Origin of the sequence: Haladaptatus sp. DYF46 (assembly GCF_021083305.1) — an archaeon.
Taxonomy (GTDB): Archaea; Halobacteriota; Halobacteria; order Halobacteriales; family Haladaptataceae; genus Haladaptatus.
In genome coordinates this window covers 1-19,501 of sequence record NZ_JAJFAY010000017.1, presented here as the reverse complement: position 1 = coordinate 19,501, position 19,501 = coordinate 1, and the positions used below count along the sequence as shown (strand labels likewise).

Sequence of the window (19,501 nt, the reverse complement as noted above, 5' to 3'; positions counted from 1 at the left end):
TTTTCCTTGCAAATGATGCACTTCCGGTTACCTACGATGAAACCTGGTCGTTCGGAGTGCTTAGTTGGATCTGCACACTTCTCCTCTGGAAACTCTTCCAGGTCAATATTGGGAATATCTCTGCCGATCAAACCACGGCGGTGTGGACAACAATCGTTGGGTTAGTGATTGCAGCACTCATCACGTGGGTTCGTCCTCAAATCCAACGCAATCGTTCAGCATCATAATTCCACGTCAACTCATTTCCAGCTATCAATTACTACTACGAGAGACTCTGTGCATTGAGAGCGCCAGTCTCAACTTCTGGCGCCAGTCGGAAGATCGGAAGATGAGACTACACCCAGTATAGAGACCCCAGAATGCGCGATTTGGGCCGAACAGTGAATTCCGGTCTCCGCTAAATCAGCCTCGACCGGCCGATTCCTATTGGGGATCTTATTAGAACCATACCTGAGCGATACGCTAGATAGAGCTGTCGATCAGACGCAGGATCTCCGGCTCAGTAAATGAGTCTATCCCGCCTGTGAGACGCCCGGTGTAGAATATGCTGAGTTAGATCTGTCTAATAATTTAATTTGCTATTTCGAAAAGTACTTGGTCTGGGGATTCAAACGGTCTATATGGCGAGTGTTATTCTTCCAACTATTCGGTGGACACCGGCAATGGATTCCATAGTCGTCGGTCTTCGGGAGGGTGATGAACTCCTCATCGTCTGTGATTCCGAAGACGATCCGGTAGCGACCGATGCCCCACCAGAGGCGGACGTGATCGTCGCGGGGGATCCTGTCGGGTGTTCGGGAAAGGCGCATGCGCTTGCGACAGGGATGGAGCAGGCGACGAGCGATATCATCGTCTGGTCCGACGACGATGTGGATCGTGATGACGACGGCGAATGGCTTGAGCGGCTAGTAGAACACGCATGCAGGAATGGCGCAGCAACTGAAGTTCCCGTATTCGTCGGAGGCGGGTTCTGGCCGCTTTTTGAACCCGTTTTCATGCTTACTGTGACGTATGACGTGCTTTCTGGAAGCCACGTCTGGGGTGGCGGTGTCGCATTCGACCGAACCACCATTGACGAGGAGCAGTTCCTCCGAGAGTTACGCCGTACCGTCGGGGACGATATCCTGCTCAGTGAATACCTCACCGATTCGTGGATCGACCGAGATCACGTTCGACAGGTGGAGGTGCCAGGAGACCCGCAGAGCATCTATCATCGAGTGGTGCGGTGGATCAGGCCGAGCTACGTGTACCACCCTCGCTCATTCTTTGCAGGGATCGCCGTCTTTCTCTCCCTCGCTCTCGGTGCTATCGTCTTTCCAGTCGTTGGTATCCTGATTACGACGTTTGTTGGACTGTGGCTGTATCGTGCAGCAGGAATTCGACGTGCGTCTGTCCTGCTCTCGTATCCCTCGTTCGTACTCTTACCGGTTCTTCTGGTACTGGGTGCGGTTGCACCGACGTTCCGGTGGGGAAATCGAAAGTACAAGTGGCGGAAGCAGTTCGACGTAACAGTATACTCGTGAGTAACACGGACATTTTCGGTGGCTACCCGTTCCCGATAGATACGCGACATGACGTCAGGATTTAAGTTGGCTGTAGATGCAATGAAGAAAGGCGGTGATCAAACCTCATTCTCCGAAGTTGTGTTGTTGAGACCATGCATTGAGCGCGCCGGTCTCAACTTTTGTGGGTGGGCGATGCGGCGCCGTGAAGGTTAGTATAATATACTGACTAGGGTTTCCACTCGTAAATATGTCGCACGCACGTCTGACTGAATCCTATATGAATCCGGGCGCATTCACAGACCAGCTCAATGAAGAACATGACTGTTCGGCTTGAGAAAGACGAAATAGAGGAGTTAGAGAAGGAAGCAAAGAAACTCGATGAATCCAGAAGTGAATACGTCCGTCAAATCATCCGCAATCGTGATTCAACGCATTCAGCATTGGATTCAGCATCTGAATCCGCCTTCCTTAGAGAAGCTCTATCCCGTCTTGAAGGCGAAATTGAGCGATTGCACGAAGAAAACAACCGATTGACGCGACAACTCGAAGCCGATCCGGTCCCGGCGGTCGAAGACGGCAAAGAGACGTCACTACTCACACGTGCAAAGTCGTGGATGTTCGGTCGATCAGAAGAAAGTGCAGATTGATCAAACGAGATTAACGATTGATTTGCTTTCGGACGGCAGCAACGAATGCCTCTCCATGGGATTTCTTTGCGGGATATTCGTCGTCTATCCCCGTGCCCTGAAGGCGGATCTTGCTCTTTCGAATTCCCTTGCTGAACTGGATACTCGAAATATCGTTGAGGCTGTAGTCTTCTGACGCCCTTCGCATGAGCCCCTTCTTCACGGAGAAGACACGCGCGTCGGTTACCACGAGCTTCTTGTTATGTTTTGATCGGACACGTCCCTCTCGGGAGTCGATTGCCATGACGAACTCCTCTCCGTCGAAAAGCATGCTTTTTATCGCCTTTCGTTGACGTCGGGGCAAAGAACCGAGACCATCATATTTCTTGTATCTCATCGTGATTTTCAAGGGAGTCGTAGTATAAAACCATACAGTATTGAAGATATGCTCTCAGAAAAAGAACTGCACCCATAATCAAATTCCACAGATTTGCAGTCGTTAGTACAGTCTAATAACTGTGAGAAGTGTGTTTTTGAACGATGATCCACGTGGGAGGGGGGTTGTCCGAAGATACGGTCCCGTTCTTCCCCGAGGTTGCCTGAATCGAGTCGGCCACATCGTCAAACCGAGTTGTCTCCTTCAGCACCGTGAGAACCAGTTCGAGAGGCACCAAACACTCATACTGAGAATATCGGCCTGCGGAAATGGTGGAGTGGGCTACGGAACCTCCGGAAACGATGGTTCACATCGAACTGATTTCAGAGTACTGGCTGTCAACGAGGTGACGGACACTCTGGTGAATACCTACGAACTGGAGTGTATCATCGATCGCACGGAGCACATCGGATGGAGTATAATTGAGAACGTGAACTTTGTATTGACCACCCGTTTCGTCATGGTCGGTGGTTGAATCGATGATATTGAGGTCATTAAGTCGACTGTAGTAATCTCGTGCGCGCCGTTCTGAGACGGGATCATGGCCACAGATATGAGCTAACTCACAATAGAGGTCATACGCCTGAGCGGAGGTGATCTCCTCGTTGCCTTGTTCTTCGAGAATAGCAAATGCATAGCAGTTCAGTTTGATATTCTCCGGAAGGTCGGTGAGGACAGACATCGACCGCTGTGTCTCATACTCTTCCATTGCTTCATCAACAAGATCCTCTGTCACCGTCTCCAAATCACGCTCGCGAGCAAAATCGCCAGCAATTCGGATCAGATCAAGCGCCATCCGTGCATCACCACTGTTCCGCGCCCCGAGAGCCGCAACATACGTGATCGTACTGTTTGTAACGACATCGTCATAGAATGCAAGCTCGACTCGTTGTCGGAGAACTTGTTCAAGTTGACCAGCATCATAGGGCGGAAACTCAATCACTCGTTCACGGAGTGATGAGCGGACATCTGACGAGAGATTTTCACCAAATGCAGTATCGGTACTAATCCCAATAAGACCAAGTCGTGTATTCGAAAGATCGCCGTAGCTTCGCGCTCGCGTCGTTTTGTACAGGAATGTGTTGATATTATCGACGTGATCGATTTCGTCGAGAACGATGAGCGCGGTACCTTCTAATGCGTCGAGCTCACTGAACAATTCTGAGTACACCTTACTCTCTGGGTACCCAGTTGTCGGGAGATAGTTCTCAGATTGGGAGATGAGACGATTGGTGAGCTCAATTGCAAGCTGATACGAGGTATTAACACCTTCACAATTGAGGTGAATCACCTCTAGATCGGTCTCAATGTTATCGGAAAGCTGCAATTGGCCGAGGACCCAGTGTGTAACAGCAGTCTTTCCGACACCGTTCTGGCCGTAGAGAAAAATGTTGTCAGGGTTCTCGCCATTGTACACAGGGAGCAACGCATGCATGTACTCCTCTTTCTTTTCATCACGACCAACAATTTCGTCGGGGATATAATCATCCGAGAGTGCATCTCGGTTCTGGAAAATAGTGGCTTCAGTCAGGTTGTCGAATGCAGAGGTCATTGGTGAAAATACTCGATTATTTTGTGACTGCTTGCTCTATTCAGTCAATGATATAGCAACATCAAAAAGTTATCGACCAGTAGTTCCGGAGGTTCCGTAGGGTACCCCCTCGTTTCCGAAGGCCCACCGCACTTCCTTACGGGTGGCGTTTCCGGAGGTTCCGCAGCCCACACCATTATTTCCGGAGGCGAGGGTGAATAAGCATCGAATCGACAACAGGCAACGGATTATGCCGAGTTTACATACACCCCCTCCATTGTTTCCGGAGGTGAGTCCAAAAAGAGGACCACGATTTAGAATCTAGTCTTTACAGACGATGGTTTTATATAGATAAACGAGAAACCATATCCGTACTGGGTACATTACCATTTAGTGTATAGTCTAGTTTTACGCTTCTTCAAATATTCTCCTACTAGTTCAATGAACCTCCGGAAACAATGGAGGGGGAGAGGTTCAGTTTCGATCTACGTCTCGTCCTTCGATTTCCGAATTCACCCAACACCTACGGAAATGGTGGAGGGGTCTGCGGAACCTCCGGAAACGGTGGTAGGATTCGAGAATCTCACGCAAACAGCAGCATCGTCCTGTTAGTATTATCTACTAACTCACGAATCGGTCTTCCTGTACACCACATTCACAAGAGAGTCACGTCCGTGGAATGGGTGTCAATCCGAGGGTAGCAAAGTCGTCTGGGTCATACGTCAGAATATGCTCGGCATTTTCACGGTGGGCCTGGATGCTGATCAGATGGTCAGTAAACGACAATGTGTGGTCATCGTACTCGCTGAATTGCTCGCCAGCTGCCCAAAAGAGGTCATCTGATACACTCAAGATCTGGATTGCTTCCGAGTCACGGAGCGTCTCGAACGCCCGTGTTGCGGTTGCATGGTTGACATGGGAGTCAAGCAGGGTGATCAGTTCGTCGACAACATACTGGTTTGTGAGTAGTGGTCGGTAGGGTAATTCCGGAAGTGCTTGCATAAACTGGGTCACTGCCTCTGCGACTGGCGATTGGGTATCAAAGTATGGGTACAAGCCGCTTGTATCAAGAAAGAGCGGTGTCGCGCCTTGCCCTGGTGGGCTAAACTCTGGTGGAACGGGTAGCGAGCCATTCTTGTCACTCATCGTCATCCCCATGCGGACGCTCGTAGAGTGCGTCGTCAAGCTCATCCGGGGCGAGCGGCTCACCACGTCGGGCTTCATTGAGTTCAGCCATCTCATCAGCGACCGCAAAGAGCGGATCACTCGGATCTGGCTCATCATGCGCGTCAATGTATTCGGCAGCGGCTTCTCGCAATGCCTCTTTCAGTGATTTTCCTTCGTCTTGCGCGAGACGACGAAAGCGGGCGTATTCGGCGGGATTGAGTTCAGTTTGGACGACTTTTGTATCGCTGTTTGTGTTCGACATGTACATGGACACCTCCATGTCCATAAGTTACTACGTCGTCAGAATACAAAAACGTCCCTTCTCTCGCCCTCCTAGTCATTGGGAGAACAGTTCAGTGAGATCGGATCGACGGACGCTATTATGACCGGTATCCTCGCTACTGAGGAGGCCCTTTGTGATGCTTTCCTCTCGCTCATACCTTTCACTAGGGCAGTGTCTTGAAGTGGTACTAGACTCGCGGGAAATCTTCTCAGTAGAAAATTGCTTCGGAGGTGTAGGCGGGGTTCCAGAAATCTCGTCAGAATAGCGGAGTTGATGACTTTCCGTACGGTAATTATTAGAGTATCTATGGTTAGTCCATTCAGATTTCTTAACTAAACCAAAACATTTTAACCCTGTTCCACTAACAAAACCCGTAGCAGCGAATGCGAAGCAACGGACGGACACAGTCCGTCCGTAGCAGCGACAGACGTCGCTGCTCTTCCCGTTTTCCCGACCTGCGTCTCACAGCCCCGCTACCGCAGACAATCAACCGCCTTCGTACTTTTCGTGCCGTCTCTCCGACGAGAAGATTTCCCGTGATTCTAGTACTACTTCCGCCAATCAGCCCTCTAATCGCAACACGTGACGGGGATTTGTTCCATCCGATTCCCCATTACTCGCCAAAGTAGTACCACTCTCCGACCGAGATTGACCGATACCTACCTATTACACTCGTTGTCACTCGCCGCTAGTTGCGTTTGCGATACTTCGACGTGGTTGCTCCCAACTCAACAGCGATTCGTTCGACTCAGTGTCTACAGCTGGCGCGATCTCGGCGTGTTGCCCTGCATGATCGAAGTGAAAAGAGAGAGCTAGCGCTACGGACTAGACGGGCGTACGTGGGTGTTAAGGGGACTACAGTAGTTTGGCTACATCATAGGAGACGTGATGGTCTTCGACGCGCCTGCGATGATAGCTGCCGACTTGGTTCTGGTATGCGTTGATGGCCCGCTTTGCGAGCAGTGTCAAGTGATGACAGCCGTCCTTTGCGTCGTCTATCATCTCTATATCGAGTGTTTCAAAGTCACCCTCCTGGAGATCGACCGCCATTCGCCGAGCGGCCACCGCACTCTTCAGTAACGCACCGAGGTCGGCATGCCACTCCTGTTCAGGGATTTCAGTTCCGTTCGCGTGATTCCACGTTGTGTGGGCGAAGACCGCCGGAACGTCGTCCTGAAGAGGTCCGTGCAGTTCGTCGATGATTCCCGATGCGGCGGTGAGATATCGTGCTTTCGAGGTGAAATACAGGTCTTTTTCTGGGTGCGGGTGCCGCCAGAAATGCGACCGAACGAGGTCACCGTACGTCTCTCGAATGTGTTGCTCACCGCGTGTCTGGTCCATGCGCGAGGTCAGATGCAGCGCATAGTCCTCGACAAGCTTGTCTAGCATGTCACCGGACACAACACCGCTCGTCATCTTCGATCGTGCCATGCCAGCCAGCACCCGTGAGGTGATTTTGTGATTCTGCCGGAGGGTTGTTTCACCGACGCGACTCGGGTGGACTTCAAACGTTTCGCCCCAATACCCACTGTCAACGAGATCGCCAGCGGCCTCTCGAAGCGTGTCATAGCAACACTTCGCTCCTTCGCTCGCGAGTTGCTCCGGTGTGATCGTCGCCGAGTAGTGAGCGGGATCACGGTCGGTCGGATCGTGGGCGTCCTCGTTGTCAAGCTCAAGGTCGTCCACCGAGAGGTCGCCCTGAGCGAGTGCGTGCAGATCCTCTTCTGAAACACGCCCTTCGATGAAGTGCTCGATGTCGAACTCGGGCAAGAGGTCGGCGAACCGTTGTTCAATCGCGTCGCGACCAGCTGCAGACTGTGAACAGTCTAATCCCGCACTGATCGCTTCGAGCATTGCTTTGTGGCGCGTATCGCTGTAGATTTTGACTTGCTCGGTTTTCGCTCCATCGCTTGTACTCGTCGCTGCCTCACTCATACAAAATCACCTCTGTATCCGACTGCGAACGTGCGCGTAGCTGTCGCGTACAGCACTGCTGCTTACTCTCATTTCGATGCTGCTGGGTCGTACCGCGTGATAGTGAGTCGATCATTGGACGTGTCGTAGGACACGCTGACTCGTTTCAGAGTCACTCTGCCGGACACAGGTGAGATTGCTATCGCTAACGCAATCCGAACAATTATGCCGACTGAGCAAGAAACAACAGTTGTGTGTTCGTCGGTGGGAGCGGGTGTTGGGCCACCCATTGACCGCCGACGGGGCTGTTATTTCTTGGCGCTGTGATGTGGTTTGCGCAGTCGTACGTTTCTCAATATAGGTTATAAATGCTACGGACACACCCCCTGACAAAAAGGTATCGGTCACAGTGGAGTCCGTGCATTGACTGCAAGGGATGCCGGTCTGACGCACCCTCATGACTGATCACACCTCCGAACGTGCTGCGGCCAGCGGTTCACTGGAATTCGTTGCCGACACATCGGACAAGGACGTGTTCGCGGTTTGCCTGTCTGTTGGGTCTGACAGTTGTCGCAAACACGATCAACTTCCGAGTCTGCTTCGAGGGAGGTGATCCGCTGAAAGGTCCCCTCACTGCCACAGAGTGGGGAGTGACTCCTATCGATTAGATGGCAGACGCGATCATTCGATGGCCCTTTTGTTGGCACGAGGACGGTTCGTGTCCCGTCCGGCAAATCCAGGCCAATCGTTGCTGTGGACGAAGTTGTCCACTGTTGGAGATTGGATTGCGTCGATTCCTGTTGGTTCTGGGGAAAAGTCCTTGGGGGTGGCGTGGTTTGTGTCATATGCGGTTTGGAAGGCTTAACGCGGGCGTGTGCTTGTGACACACGTCCGTTTGAAATTTCGAACGCTGAGCGCCCGCGCTAAGCTTCTACCTCACACGTGTGGATTCGTCCCACTTAGTTTTAACTGCTATAGAGGACAAGGTTACATCCTATGGTCTTCAACATCAACTCGGATCGAACTCGTTTATGGTCCTTCGACTTTGTTATTGACCCACATATGATTCCTCGGGTATCATGGTTCTCCAAGATTGATTATCCGATCTGGCAATTCCTTGACGAGTATGATCTTATTCTCTCTCGAAAAGTGATTGCTGCTAATATTGACTATGATGCGGATTATACAGGCAAACGACTACGAAAATTCCGTGATGCTGGTCTGCTGACTCAACGCGAAGATCGTCTCTATGAGATTTCTGATTTAGGCTATGAGCTGCTCGCTGGTAATCTCTCCCAGGACGAACTCGAAGCGCTCGACCCGGAGAAAGCCGAAAACGGCACTGACGAACACTAACGATTGATTCCCATTTTGTACTAGGGTGCTCGAACCCAGTCAGCAACAGCATCCCGCCACATCTCAAACAACTCTGGGTCAGCCTCTTGCATCCCGACTCGAACAAACATCCCTAACAGCTCCCCCCGTGTCATCTGTTCATCTTCGGATGTAGGTCGTCCAAGCTCATTTTCGAGCTCTGTTCCAACTCGATCCAACAACTCAGGATTCGCTTTCAGTACGTCAGTGAGAGCGGCAAGTTCCTTGTCCCATATTGAGACGGTTTGATTCGTTCCGCTCGCTGATCGGTTGTGCAAACTCTCCACGACCGCCTCCTGAAACTCCCGATACGCGTCTTCTTTCGCTACGTCTTGGATTCGATTCCCGCCCTGTGTTTCTTCCTTCAGAGCCTTGAGATCGCTATCAAGATCGCTTTCGTCTACCATTTGTGATCTCCTATGTGTATTCCTATGTGGTTTCTCATGTGTATCTCTAAGCGTTTTCCTATGTGTATCCCTATGTGGATTCAACTGTGGGTTTCTATGTGCGCTGATGATTATGGTGCGTCATTGTTACTGGACTGATGGCGTGTTGGCAGTGGACTTGCCGACACGTGTCTCGAGGAGTTTTGCATTCGCTTCATACGCCTCTAACGCACGATGGGCTGTCTTGGATGGTTCTTCGAGTGCAAAGACTGTCTCACCACGTTTCTGTTGATTCTGAATGTCCTGACTTGACGGTATCTGCTCGCCGATTGCATTTGGGTACTCGTCGGCAAATGCCTCGACATAGTGCCTGCCGAGCTTCGTTCGGAGATCAACCTCGTTTGGAATGACAAGCGTGAGTTCAATAGCGAGGTCGAATTGGTCGTTGATCTCCGCAACATCATCTTGGAGTGCAGCGGCTTGTTCAGCTTCGAAGGGACCTGGACGGACAGGAACCATCACATTCTCGGCGGCCCACAACCCATTGAGCGTGACATTGTTCGTCACTCCCGGTAGGTCAATCAGTACGAAATCATAGCGACCGTCGATCGAGTTGGTGAGAAACTGATCGAATCGGGAATATCGTTCGCGAGCGTTGTCCACCGAGTTGAGTTCGGCATCAAGACCATCGAGTGCTTCTGTTGCGGGGATGAGATCGGGGCCTTCGCCGGTTGGGGTGACGAGTTCATCAACTACATCAGGAAGTTTCTCAGTGATCTCTTTCCACTTGTCGCGGAACACGGTGGAGATATCGGGCCACGCATCGGGATCTGGCGTGATCCCAAACTGCTTGCTCAAATCGCCTTGTTTTCCAGCAAGATCGATGAGCAGTACATCGTATCCTCGCTGTGCGAGTGCGACGCCGAGATGAGCAGTGGTTGTGGTTTTTCCCACGCCGCCTTTGTCAACGAACGTTGCAATGGTGTGTGTCGGTTGAGAGTCTGTTTCTTCCGTCATTGGGAACACTATCTAAACATAGCTAACGCTCTATGTATAAATTTATCCTAAGCAATGTGGGTTAATATGTGGATACACATAGGCGTATTTTATGCTGATACAGCCACCAAGAACACGATATCTAGCTCTACTTTTGTCGGAACTCACAACGCTGCGAAGCGAACAAGTGGATGAGGATAAGGTTCAAGTTAGTATATTATACTAATATAGTGATCCTGACGCCGCCGAAGACGGTCGCTGTCACTGTCGAGTTACAGCCTTACTGAAGTGCTATTCTCGACGATCCCCATCCCGGCCAAGATCTCTTTTTATCTCACAATGGGGAATGAAGATAATGAGGTATACCGTACCGGCAGACGACAGGCATTGCGGTTAGGACGATGGCTCAAATTCGGCCTCCGTCTCGGAGACTTGATCGCTACCAGAAGCGTGGTCGGGTGCTGGAACACCCGACCTTTTTGCGAAGGTAACCCGCGCTTCTCAGTCCTTACCATGTAATTTGGCTACTTAGTCCTCACCAAATATGGTAAGGAATCTTGTATTGGAAAATGCAGATATAGGCCAATAGATCACTGAATGAAGTATGAACATCTCCATTGAAAAGTCACGTATGTCCGAAGGACGGGGTCTTCTCACAGAACTTGAACGCAACTCTATCGCCGGAGAGGCATCTAACTTGTATCGGTATAAAACACGCTCGTACCTCAGAAATCGTATTGAAAATCTAGAAAAAGATATTGAAGTACTTGGAGAACATGACCCAGAACTACTTGATGAATTCCGAGAAGCCGTTTGAAAAATCCAAATAACGTATGAAGTCGGAAAGCGTCTCGATTATTGCGAGATCAAAATTTCACAATAATTTATGTGATTACAAAACTCAATAATTTATTGTTGTGGTAGACGTAAGCCATCGTTCCGGTATTTGCCTCTAGTAGATATGACCAAGCAATAGAATCATTAGAGAGAGTGGCGTACGTGGATTGTCAAACAGATATCTAGAAAAATGATGACCATGTAATTTTTCTGAGCCCATCGTTAATAGTGATGGTATGACATCTACCTTGTTTGATTTTTCAAGATTGAATTTGTAGTGAAAATCCCATGAGTTCACCGTAATTTTCAGTCAGTTGGTCTTTTGTACCTTCTTCTACAATTTATATTCCTTCATCGGTTAGGCATACAATTCATATACGATCCCATGACATTCCTTAAAATAACAATATTTAAACAATATCGGTAAAAACTCCATTAAGTAATGTGATTCATATATGAAGGCACCGTTTTATTATATAATTATCGATATGGATATAATGATTAATTCAGATAAATATATGATGATGTAGGTTTTCAATTGAGATGTATGCCAGAAGAACATGGTGAACAAGGACGACGTACGTACTTAAAGAAATTAGGCGGTATGGTCGGTATTGGTTCAATACCTTCATTTGATATCTTAGGGATGTCTTCAACAACCACTATTCCAATTGCAATGAGTGGGGAGACTGTTATGCACAGTGAAAAAGTAAACAAAAAATGGTTGGATCAAACTAAACAAGCACGAAATGCATTAGAAGAAACTCGTGAAAGGCATAAAGATCAGTTTCAAAAACTAAGTTTATCTCCAATTAGTGACTCGATTCAGGGCCGAAGGAAAATGGGAATAAAAATGTATGTTGAAAACAATATTAATAAGGTAGATCTCCCTGACAAGGTTGACGGTATTAAGATTAATATTGTCGATGCAGAGCCTCTAGAACCAAATGCATGGCCCTGTCATGGAGCCGGTCTTTATTATAGTCTCCCAGGTGGAGGACAAGTTGAAGATGGAACAGCTTGCTGTAGGGTTAAAGATGATAGCGGAACATTTTATCTCTTAACAGCAGCTCATCTATTTGATGCTTGTTCCTCAAACCCAGGTGGAGACGAAGCAACACATGCAGGTAACCGGATTGGTTATGTGAATGAATGGCATACTGTACACGATTGGGTAGGTATCAAGAGAGATAATGACAATGATATATACTTCAACAACAAAATATTCAATGGAGATGGAAATCGAGAACAAGTCACTGGCTATCTTACCTATCAAGCTATGGTTAGCTGGTCTAGCTCTCAACAAACAGTATATAAATACGGTTGCTCGACAGGGAAAACCTCAGGACATATTTCTGACGTAAGTGTATATGGTGGATTTGACTGTGTAGATATGGATGGATATGGTGTAGAACTTTCTGCGACCACTGCAGGGGGTGACTCTGGTGGTCCGCTTTATGCTGATATGGCATCCGGGGTTTATATGATTGGTGTCAATTCTTATAGGACTGGTTCTAACATGGGTACAATTTGTTCCAATCCATCTGCATGGACTGTTGGAGGATTTGGTGCCTACAGATTGGCTAGTAGTGCCGGTGCTGGGTTCACTTTCGCAACGTGAATTCGCTCTTGATCTTATAAACATATTCCATTATCATTCATCAATCTGTAGGGTGAATCCCCACTTAAATCCGATTTCATTACTATCTGAGCTATTGATATTATAACTTGACTCAAATCTGTATTCTCCGGTTGGTATACATCCTGAGGTCGTTGGATCATCAACAACTATCAACTCTTCTTTTGTTGATTTCTTTGGTTCAATAGAGATCATTCTTATTGCTTCATTACTCCACTTTAAATTATTCTGTGATTTCCCGTCGGTCCCGATGCAATCTGGAGCGTATTGAGCGGATGGGCTATCTGGAGCACTTAGTGCATATAGGAGAATCCCTGGTTCACCTGCGTCTGCACTTGCTCCTTTGTAGTACGGCAAGTCAAACTTTCTTGCTGTATTACTTGTGTTCGTCACAGTTGTCATAAGATGAGCTGTTTGATTCTCTGTTATTTTTGATTGTACAACTTCGATTTTTAAATCAACGGGATAGCGACTTGGAACCGAATCAACCTGTTCTATGGATACCGATCTATTGAAGTTAATTTTATTTGTCATTGTGTCATCCTTTGGCTTCGAGCCTAAATTCGTCGAAACTTTACCTAAGCATCCCGAGATGCTAGTGAAGGCTAGTACAGCACCACCAATTACACTCCTCCGTCTCATACTTCAAATTCTACATCAAAGATGATAAACTTTCTGATGAGTAAAATGGTTGTTGTACCTATGATTTATTACCACATTATCCAAGCTCAATTATAATGGCAATTTAATATTTTTATATTTATCAGAAATACTTGAATAACCGCTTGAGGGCTATATTTCCCTTATCTCAACTCGCCTGGTCATGAATATTTTCAGGCTGATGATGCACTCACCGTTCCATTTCAACCGTATCCGCCACCCACCGAGTAGTTACCGCCGGAAACTCAAACTTGCGTATCGCCATAAGAATATCTCCATTAGTCGTTTCCTTTGCATACTAGTCCTGAGTATCGCACTGAACTAGTTTTCCTTTTGTATAGTGCTACTGCTCCCAAACTTTGCCAGCACCATCGAGCTGTGTGCCAAGTCGTTCTATTGCAGACGCAAAACGGAGGACTGACGGACAGGCTGGCGCGTCTATCGCGAAAAATTCTCATATGCCGTTCTGAATACCAATATCCACGAACAAGACCTATATGTCCGGAAACATGTAGATTTAGCTGGTTACTTTGCGAGGACGGGCATCACGCCCCCTTCGCTGTCAATTCCTACGAGCGACAGCTATTCTGGGCGAATCCATATCACGCGTCGAGCTTCGGGCTTCTTCTTGCGAATTTCGTCGTTTTCAAGAAGGCGGCTGAGAACGTTATAGGCCGACCGTCGCGACCAATCCAGTTTGTCTGCAATCTCGCTCGTCATGTAGGGTTCGAGCGGCTTCATGACCTCTAAGACGGCCTCTTCTGTGTGCTCTTGGACATATTCTCCGCTCTCATTGCGAGGCCGTTTATCGTTCTTTGTCATACTTACTCTTTCATTTCCACGCGACATAAGCTTATTCCTTGTAAGGAATTCGGTGGTTTTATTACCTATGCCGCATAAGGAATACGTAGGAAGAACGGTGCCCTCGGGCGTGTAGAAACGCGCCGGGTGATGGCACACCCGGCACCGGTCTTCCGAAATCCAACCCAGAAGACCATGAGTACGAAATCGCCTACGGAACTTGAATCTGACGAGAAGGCACGGAAACGCGCGCAGTGGGAACAGTTCGGCTTCCACGTTGAAGCCCCCGGACAGGTCGAAGTGACCAATGAAAGCCACGACAACCCCGCTGAACACCAATACGTCGTGACGCTGGACGACGTGACGGGCGACGCAATGGCGTGTACCTGCCCGCATCACGTCCACCGGAGCGCGTTCTGCAAGCACATGACTGCCGTCGAGAATGCGACTGATGACGGGACGCTCACGGCGTTCCCATCGGACGACGGGACGGACGAAAACGAGGCTGAACCTGAAGAGTGCGACTGTGACGGACTGAATGGCTTCCCGTGTTGGCCGTGCGTTCGTACGGGTCGCAAAGAACTGCCGAACTAACCCAGTCTCACTCTTCCATTTATGTCACGCCAAACAACGCTGTCCGATGGTGCCCAGCGAACGCTCACCGAGTGTGCGGATGCGGCCGAACGCGCAGACACACTGACGACAGAGCGCGGCCTGCTCGACCGCGCGCAACAGCACGCGGCGGACGTCGCCGCTGAGCATTTCCCTGACCTGCCTGTTGAAGCGATTGAATGGGAAATCTCGACCCAACGACAACGGTCAGCAGGTGCGACAAAATACGACCCTGCGACCGGTGAAATGACGATCTCGCTCGCATGGGACGCATTCGAGCAACACGGCTGGGAGCAATTCAGTTCGACCGTGCGTCATGAACTGATTCACGCATGGCAGTATCACGAGTTCGGCAAAGCGGACCACGGGCGAACGTTCGCCCGCTGGACGGATGCACTCGACACCTCACAGTACTGCGAGCGATTTACATCGCCGAACTGGTGGGTGATTTGCGATGGGTGCGGTGGAAAACTTGCACGCTATCGCCGCTCGAAACTCGTCAAACAACCCGAGCAGTACAGCTGTGGCGACTGCGGTGGGTCGCTGCGCGTCGAGGAGGTCACCGAATGACGCAGAAGTACCGCTGTCCCCACTGTTTGGGAGTTGTTGGGACGATGACGGTGGCGGGTCCGTCGCGGGTCCATGTGAGTCCGTGCGGCCATCGTCTCGCTGCACCGGATGCGGTGCTTGAGATGGGCGATTTACACCCTCCCCGTCCTGATGTGTGGGTGACGGATCTCCTCGCTGACTCTCACTAACTCTCGCGAACGCTTCCGGCCTCTCTCATTCTCGCATTCGTTCGTTTTTCGGCGGTACAGGTGCTAACAGGTGTTAGTATATTATACTAACTTCAGTGTATCCACTTCTGGTCTGGCTAGCAATGAACCCACCTAACAATTTGATTTAGGTCGGCGACAACGAGCGTGGGAATTGATGGCAGTAATCGCCACCAAGCTAGAAGTGCTATCCGGTAGTCTGCTCGATGCGATTGACAATGACTTCACTGACGAGGACAAACAAGAAGACTGAACCTGATTTTCTGCCGGTTAAATCCATAAGCGGAAGTAGACCACCCCCGGGACTCCCGAATCATTCTGTGCGCAGTTCGTGGTGTGGATGTGTTGCGATTTTGCACGCTGTTCTTCAGACGTTGGCTGAATCGCTATCTACGGCTCGGATGGCTTCGATACCGAACTGGACAGTGTCTGGCGGGAGATCGCTCTCACGGAGTACTCTGGTGTGTACCACTGCCTTGCCTCTGACACTTGTTTACCTGCCGATGATGCAATTTCACGACTTGGGACAGTCGCGTAATAGGTGAGGTCGATGTGTTGATGCTGGAGCATGTGCTGTTGCAGGAGCGGCAATGTTTGTCTGCCTGTATTATGTCCGATGATCGCGGCATCTTCGCTCATATCAAGTGGTGACGGTTTGTAACCTCCTAAGTCATCGAGAGTGGGGCATTTCTAGTACAACCTCTCGAGTTTATTTTTGATATAAAATATAAAAATCTTATATATTCACTTTATAAAATACAAATCCTTGACCTCCTCAAAGATTACTCACCCGGTTCCGGAGTCCCATCTCTCTCCGTGGCGATTCGTGATACTGAAGACGAAGACCCCAATCCTAGCGTTGTCTGATCAGCTTCAGTCACGGTCGGCAACGAACGAAGATTCGGGACTACCAGATAATAGCCAGCAGAGAAAACCGATGCCACGCCAAGACTCGCAACAACGACTGTACTGCCGAAGTCAGCAGCAATTATCCCGCCAAGTAACGAACCAAGGGGCATCAAGAGAGTACTCGTGCTGTTACGGACAGACATGACTCGTCCGAGCACATCATCATCGACTGCAGATTGAAACATCGAGGAGTTCATCACGCCCGTTGCACCACCTGGAACGAAACTCAGGAAGAAGAGTGCTACAGTCGGCCAGAGTCCAGACACAGCGAGTGCCCCAAAGAGACAGCCAGCAGAAACGATGTTGCTGACGATAATCAGACGGCCAAACGGATAGTCTTCAACCAACGAGGCGCTAGCTGCACCAAGAAGGCTTCCAGCTCCCATCGCTGCACCCAGAAGACCATACGCAGTTGGCCCACCAATCGTGTCGGCAAACGCTGGCAACACTGCCATCGCCATCCCATACGCAAAATTAGCGACAATCGCCCCAAGCAAGATCCACAGAATTAGTGACCCCTGGATGTACGAATACCCTGTCTTGAGATCGGTGATGTATCGTGCCCACAGCGTTGATTCTTCGGGACTCATATCGTCAGCGTTTGTTTCTGAATCTGGTGTTTCGGTGTTGGCTGACGTGTTCGGCACCGAAAGTCCGGCGAACAGAACAAGTGCAATAGCAAAAGTGACCGCATCAACAACGTAGAGACTGACTGCACCGATGAGAGTGATGAGCACGCCCGCAGCGGTGTTGAAGGCCATATCCACGCCCCGGTAGGCAAACGAGAAGAGCGAATTTGCACGGACTAATTGACTCTTCTCGACGAGTTGCGGAAGTGCTGCATGCTGAGCAGGGTACACAAATTGGTTGAGTAACTCTAAGAGTGGCATGAGAACGAGAACTACCCAGACCGAAAGATGCCCCGTCATTGCTGCGAGTGGCACTACGAGGACACCAACGAGTTGGATACTCTGGGTTATCACGAGCACCCGTCGGAGTGACCACCGATCGACGAATGGCCCTAAAAACACCTGCAGTGGTTGCGTGCTGAATAGCAGTGCGCCTGCGAGCCCAGTATAGAATGAAGAGCCGGTTAAATCATAGACGATCCACATCGCTGCCACAGCATAGAGGCTGTCTCCTGCATTAGTTGCAATCCGACCAAGGAAAAGTCGGAGAAACGATCGATTTCGGTAGAGGCTTCCCATAGACGAGTGAATTAGCCTGCTCGCCGATAATAGTTTGTAGAAGTACATTTCTGTAGCTGCGATTGCAGAAATACACATCTATTCTAGGAGTGTCACTTTGTGCGCTGAGAAATCACGTCGAGATGGCGATCGGCGGTAAGAAGGAGAGTCTCATCGTCAAGCGAGATCGGAATTTCAACGTGGACAGGATCGCTATTCACGACGTGCGAGATACCGCTCGTTGGCCAGTCAAGACTCCAATCGGGAGTAGTGCGAAGATCGATGCCGTGCTCATAGTGGAATGCGATTACTGCCGGATGGTGCAGAATCGCGTAGGGAAGAATTGATTGCCAGCTCACACCACATCGCTGGCAGTCATAGATGACGGTTGCTTCGAGATCCTCGCCAGTGAGCCAGTCTGGTGCATGATCATCGCTTGGGAGGACAACCTCTCGGTCTAGGCGGCCATCACAATTGTAGCAAAACCCATACTCAGCAACAGAGTGAATCCGTTTGACCCATTGATCAGCAACTAGTGGTGCATCTTCACGTGCAATACCCTCGAAAACACCGGCTGGAATCTGGGGATCAGTGAATTCGAATTCACAGTCGTGGCAAACGATGCGTATTCCGCCGGCGTGAAACTGCGCTTCTAACTGACCATCGCACTCCGAACAGGTGCCATCGACAGGGACAGGATCGGCATCGAGTGCTTTCGAATAGCCGCCTGAGAGAATCCCACCAACGACTCGGCGACCAGGATCTGCGAGTTTATACCCCTGTTCGCCATTTGTGACGAAGCGGTCGACAAGTTTGTTGAGATGATAGTTGAAGCCACCGGGGTCGTCAGCACCAACTCGATTACGAAGCTCGCCGAACGAAAGGGGTTGGTCGGCCGTATTCAGGACCTCGAGGATGGCTAAACGTGTTTCGTGTGCCACTAACTCGAAGGCCATCTCTGTTGAAAGGTGTTCAACCACGATCTCGTCATCATCAGCCATGGGTGTCTGATCGGACTAGGGATACTATAGCCTCCCGAATGAACCGAGAGGTACCGGTGCCAATCGACTACCCATTAACCAGGGTTATTAGTGACGTGATGAAAGCAACGAATTTGTGGGTGTTTTTAGCCTCGTCAACGAGAATTCCTGATATGGGAATCAGTGGAGTTCACCATTTAGTCCTTCTCGTGGACGACGTTCCCGATGGTGAAGCGTATTATCAGGAGCTATTCGATATGGATGTGTTGTTTCGGGAGGGCACACTCAATGGCGAGCCAGGAACGGTACCAGACACCGTCACATGGGACGAAGCCCTCGCAAAAGATGTCACCCCGTATATGTCGTTTCTGGGGCGAAATGACTTCTTCCTCGCAGTCGCTGAAGCAGATAAGCACACGACAGAGCGTCAAGTTGACCACGTGGCACTCGACGTTGATGAAGAATCATTCGAAGCGATCACGAGTCGGGCCGAATCGCTTGGGTGTGAAGTTGAACGGAATGCGCCATTCCATCGGACGTTTCACGACAATCGAGGATTTGAGTGGGAATTGAATACGCACGCTCGTCCGCCTGAACGGGCATTTGAGACGCTCGATTTGGAGTAAATACCATCGAACTACGGAAGAATGGTTTGCTCTGAATAGGGGGCGAAATTAAAAATTCAGGAAATCGACCTCGCTGCCATCGCACGTTCTATTCTGATTATAGAATGAATCACACATCTTAAAACGTTCAGCACTGTCTAGATAAGGACGAGCAGGTCGAAGAGTTAGTGATTGATGCTACTCCCAAACCTACTCAAAAAGTGTTTAGACACGGCTACGCTTGAATGTTGGGAGCGTGAGCGGACGGCAACACCCG

Annotated in this window: 21 protein-coding genes and 1 pseudogene; 11 read left to right on the top strand and 11 right to left on the bottom strand. The window is 49.7% G+C overall.

Annotation, left to right across the window (positions count from 1 at the left end):
* The 3 genes from LJF34_RS28570 to LJF34_RS28560 all read left to right on the top strand — a co-directional run.
* A partial coding sequence (locus LJF34_RS28570) for a hypothetical protein (RefSeq protein WP_231190316.1) occupies nucleotides 1-227 on the top strand: 227 nt, incomplete at its 5' end.
* A gap of 435 nt (nucleotides 228-662) precedes the next feature.
* Nucleotides 663-1,523, top strand: coding sequence for a glycosyltransferase (locus LJF34_RS28565; RefSeq protein ID WP_231190314.1), 861 nt, complete (start codon nucleotides 663-665; stop codon nucleotides 1,521-1,523).
* A 290-nt stretch (nucleotides 1,524-1,813) separates the two neighbouring features.
* Nucleotides 1,814-2,152 (top strand): ribbon-helix-helix protein, CopG family, encoded by a 339-nt coding sequence (locus LJF34_RS28560; protein WP_231190311.1) that lies wholly within the window; start codon nucleotides 1,814-1,816, stop codon nucleotides 2,150-2,152.
* A gap of 10 nt (nucleotides 2,153-2,162) precedes the next feature.
* Here the strand turns inward: LJF34_RS28560 and LJF34_RS28555 are convergent, their stop codons facing one another.
* The 5 genes from LJF34_RS28555 to LJF34_RS28535 all read right to left on the bottom strand — a co-directional run bounded on the left by LJF34_RS28555 (nucleotide 2,163) and on the right by LJF34_RS28535 (nucleotide 7,483).
* Nucleotides 2,163-2,528, bottom strand: coding sequence for a PH domain-containing protein (locus tag LJF34_RS28555; protein ID WP_231190308.1), 366 nt, complete (start codon nucleotides 2,526-2,528; stop codon nucleotides 2,163-2,165).
* Nucleotides 2,529-2,874: 346 nt separating this feature from the next.
* Nucleotides 2,875-4,119: an AAA family ATPase gene (locus LJF34_RS28550; RefSeq protein ID WP_231190305.1), complete on the bottom strand. Its 1,245-nt coding sequence runs from the start codon at nucleotides 4,117-4,119 to the stop codon at nucleotides 2,875-2,877.
* A 645-nt stretch (nucleotides 4,120-4,764) separates the two neighbouring features.
* Nucleotides 4,765-5,244, bottom strand: coding sequence for a PIN domain-containing protein (locus tag LJF34_RS28545; protein WP_231190303.1), 480 nt, complete (start codon nucleotides 5,242-5,244; stop codon nucleotides 4,765-4,767).
* Nucleotides 5,237-5,527: a ribbon-helix-helix protein, CopG family gene (locus LJF34_RS28540; RefSeq protein WP_231190301.1), complete on the bottom strand. Its 291-nt coding sequence runs from the start codon at nucleotides 5,525-5,527 to the stop codon at nucleotides 5,237-5,239. Before LJF34_RS28540 ends, LJF34_RS28545 begins: the two co-directional genes overlap by 8 nt.
* A gap of 876 nt (nucleotides 5,528-6,403) precedes the next feature.
* Complete coding sequence (locus LJF34_RS28535) at nucleotides 6,404-7,483, bottom strand: hypothetical protein (protein ID WP_231190299.1); 1,080 nt, start codon at nucleotides 7,481-7,483, stop codon at nucleotides 6,404-6,406.
* A 975-nt stretch (nucleotides 7,484-8,458) separates the two neighbouring features.
* Here LJF34_RS28535 and LJF34_RS28530 point away from each other — a divergent pair.
* A complete protein-coding gene (locus LJF34_RS28530; protein WP_231190297.1) occupies nucleotides 8,459-8,818 on the top strand; it encodes a phage repressor protein in 360 nt (119 codons plus the stop codon).
* A gap of 20 nt (nucleotides 8,819-8,838) precedes the next feature.
* Here LJF34_RS28530 and LJF34_RS28525 read toward each other — a convergent pair whose 3' ends face one another.
* Together LJF34_RS28525 and LJF34_RS28520 are read right to left on the bottom strand one after the other, a co-directional pair.
* On the bottom strand, nucleotides 8,839-9,243 hold the full coding sequence (locus tag LJF34_RS28525; RefSeq protein ID WP_007979299.1) for a hypothetical protein: 405 nt from the start codon (nucleotides 9,241-9,243) through the stop codon (nucleotides 8,839-8,841).
* Nucleotides 9,244-9,369: 126 nt separating this feature from the next.
* Entirely contained in the window at nucleotides 9,370-10,239 is an 870-nt protein-coding gene (locus LJF34_RS28520; protein ID WP_231190295.1) for a ParA family protein, read from the bottom strand.
* A 583-nt stretch (nucleotides 10,240-10,822) separates the two neighbouring features.
* Here LJF34_RS28520 and LJF34_RS28515 point away from each other — a divergent pair.
* Together LJF34_RS28515 and LJF34_RS28510 are read left to right on the top strand one after the other, a co-directional pair.
* Nucleotides 10,823-11,035, top strand: a complete 213-nt coding sequence (locus tag LJF34_RS28515) for a hypothetical protein (RefSeq protein ID WP_231190293.1) — start codon at nucleotides 10,823-10,825, stop codon at nucleotides 11,033-11,035.
* A gap of 567 nt (nucleotides 11,036-11,602) precedes the next feature.
* Nucleotides 11,603-12,676 carry a S1 family peptidase gene (locus LJF34_RS28510; protein ID WP_231190291.1) on the top strand — a complete coding sequence of 358 codons (1,074 nt, stop codon included), beginning with the start codon at nucleotides 11,603-11,605 and terminating at the stop codon, nucleotides 12,674-12,676.
* A gap of 33 nt (nucleotides 12,677-12,709) precedes the next feature.
* Here the strand turns inward: LJF34_RS28510 and LJF34_RS28505 are convergent, their stop codons facing one another.
* Nucleotides 12,710-13,336, bottom strand: coding sequence for a hypothetical protein (locus tag LJF34_RS28505; protein WP_231190289.1), 627 nt, complete (start codon nucleotides 13,334-13,336; stop codon nucleotides 12,710-12,712).
* A gap of 600 nt (nucleotides 13,337-13,936) precedes the next feature.
* Entirely contained in the window at nucleotides 13,937-14,176 is a 240-nt protein-coding gene (locus tag LJF34_RS28500) for a hypothetical protein (RefSeq protein WP_231190286.1), read from the bottom strand.
* A 174-nt stretch (nucleotides 14,177-14,350) separates the two neighbouring features.
* Between LJF34_RS28500 and LJF34_RS28495 the strand changes: the two genes are divergently transcribed.
* Genes LJF34_RS28495 through LJF34_RS28485 form a run of 3 tightly spaced genes read left to right on the top strand, consistent with a single transcriptional unit; the run spans nucleotide 14,351 to nucleotide 15,525 of the window.
* The gene (locus tag LJF34_RS28495; protein WP_231190283.1) at nucleotides 14,351-14,749 is read left to right on the top strand and encodes an SWIM zinc finger family protein; all 399 of its coding nucleotides are present in this window, start codon (nucleotides 14,351-14,353) and stop codon (nucleotides 14,747-14,749) included.
* Between the two features lie 21 nt (nucleotides 14,750-14,770).
* Nucleotides 14,771-15,337 carry a SprT-like domain-containing protein gene (locus LJF34_RS28490; protein ID WP_231190280.1) on the top strand — a complete coding sequence of 189 codons (567 nt, stop codon included), beginning with the start codon at nucleotides 14,771-14,773 and terminating at the stop codon, nucleotides 15,335-15,337.
* Nucleotides 15,334-15,525: a hypothetical protein gene (locus LJF34_RS28485; RefSeq protein WP_231190277.1), complete on the top strand. Its 192-nt coding sequence runs from the start codon at nucleotides 15,334-15,336 to the stop codon at nucleotides 15,523-15,525. The genes LJF34_RS28490 and LJF34_RS28485 overlap by 4 nt, the downstream gene beginning before the upstream one ends.
* An 800-nt stretch (nucleotides 15,526-16,325) precedes the next feature.
* Here the strand turns inward: LJF34_RS28485 and LJF34_RS28480 are convergent.
* Together LJF34_RS28480 and LJF34_RS28475 are read right to left on the bottom strand one after the other, a co-directional pair.
* The gene (locus LJF34_RS28480; RefSeq protein WP_231190275.1) at nucleotides 16,326-17,660 is read right to left on the bottom strand and encodes an MFS transporter; all 1,335 of its coding nucleotides are present in this window, start codon (nucleotides 17,658-17,660) and stop codon (nucleotides 16,326-16,328) included.
* Nucleotides 17,661-17,752: 92 nt separating this feature from the next.
* Nucleotides 17,753-18,640 (bottom strand): helix-turn-helix domain-containing protein, encoded by an 888-nt coding sequence (locus LJF34_RS28475; protein ID WP_231190272.1) that lies wholly within the window; start codon nucleotides 18,638-18,640, stop codon nucleotides 17,753-17,755.
* 56 nt (nucleotides 18,641-18,696) lie between these two features.
* On the opposite strand from LJF34_RS28475, the gene LJF34_RS28470 reads away from it, so the two are divergent.
* Nucleotides 18,697-19,245: a VOC family protein gene (locus tag LJF34_RS28470; RefSeq protein WP_231190269.1), complete on the top strand. Its 549-nt coding sequence runs from the start codon at nucleotides 18,697-18,699 to the stop codon at nucleotides 19,243-19,245.
* 174 nt (nucleotides 19,246-19,419) lie between these two features.
* A pseudogene (locus LJF34_RS28465) lies at nucleotides 19,420-19,501 on the top strand (IS6 family transposase); the annotation flags it as partial.

Excerpts from the sequence above, each read along its gene's own strand:
- LJF34_RS28565 (WP_231190314.1), top strand. The coding sequence starts at position 663 with ATGGATTCCATAGTCGTCGGTCTTCGGGAGGGTGATGAACTCCTCATC.
- LJF34_RS28560 (WP_231190311.1), top strand. The coding sequence starts at position 1,814 with ATGAAGAACATGACTGTTCGGCTTGAGAAAGACGAAATAGAGGAGTTA.
- LJF34_RS28555 (WP_231190308.1), bottom strand. The coding sequence starts at position 2,528 with ATGAGATACAAGAAATATGATGGTCTCGGTTCTTTGCCCCGACGTCAA.
- LJF34_RS28550 (WP_231190305.1), bottom strand. The coding sequence starts at position 4,119 with ATGACCTCTGCATTCGACAACCTGACTGAAGCCACTATTTTCCAGAAC.
- LJF34_RS28545 (WP_231190303.1), bottom strand. The coding sequence starts at position 5,244 with ATGAGTGACAAGAATGGCTCGCTACCCGTTCCACCAGAGTTTAGCCCA.
- LJF34_RS28540 (WP_231190301.1), bottom strand. The coding sequence starts at position 5,527 with ATGTCGAACACAAACAGCGATACAAAAGTCGTCCAAACTGAACTCAAT.
- LJF34_RS28535 (WP_231190299.1), bottom strand. The coding sequence starts at position 7,483 with ATGAGTGAGGCAGCGACGAGTACAAGCGATGGAGCGAAAACCGAGCAA.
- LJF34_RS28530 (WP_231190297.1), top strand. The coding sequence starts at position 8,459 with ATGGTCTTCAACATCAACTCGGATCGAACTCGTTTATGGTCCTTCGAC.
- LJF34_RS28525 (WP_007979299.1), bottom strand. The coding sequence starts at position 9,243 with ATGGTAGACGAAAGCGATCTTGATAGCGATCTCAAGGCTCTGAAGGAA.
- LJF34_RS28520 (WP_231190295.1), bottom strand. The coding sequence starts at position 10,239 with ATGACGGAAGAAACAGACTCTCAACCGACACACACCATTGCAACGTTC.
- LJF34_RS28515 (WP_231190293.1), top strand. The coding sequence starts at position 10,823 with ATGAACATCTCCATTGAAAAGTCACGTATGTCCGAAGGACGGGGTCTT.
- LJF34_RS28510 (WP_231190291.1), top strand. The coding sequence starts at position 11,603 with ATGCCAGAAGAACATGGTGAACAAGGACGACGTACGTACTTAAAGAAA.
- LJF34_RS28505 (WP_231190289.1), bottom strand. The coding sequence starts at position 13,336 with ATGAGACGGAGGAGTGTAATTGGTGGTGCTGTACTAGCCTTCACTAGC.
- LJF34_RS28500 (WP_231190286.1), bottom strand. The coding sequence starts at position 14,176 with ATGACAAAGAACGATAAACGGCCTCGCAATGAGAGCGGAGAATATGTC.
- LJF34_RS28495 (WP_231190283.1), top strand. The coding sequence starts at position 14,351 with ATGAGTACGAAATCGCCTACGGAACTTGAATCTGACGAGAAGGCACGG.
- LJF34_RS28490 (WP_231190280.1), top strand. The coding sequence starts at position 14,771 with ATGTCACGCCAAACAACGCTGTCCGATGGTGCCCAGCGAACGCTCACC.
- LJF34_RS28485 (WP_231190277.1), top strand. The coding sequence starts at position 15,334 with ATGACGCAGAAGTACCGCTGTCCCCACTGTTTGGGAGTTGTTGGGACG.
- LJF34_RS28480 (WP_231190275.1), bottom strand. The coding sequence starts at position 17,660 with ATGGGAAGCCTCTACCGAAATCGATCGTTTCTCCGACTTTTCCTTGGT.
- LJF34_RS28475 (WP_231190272.1), bottom strand. The coding sequence starts at position 18,640 with ATGGCTGATGATGACGAGATCGTGGTTGAACACCTTTCAACAGAGATG.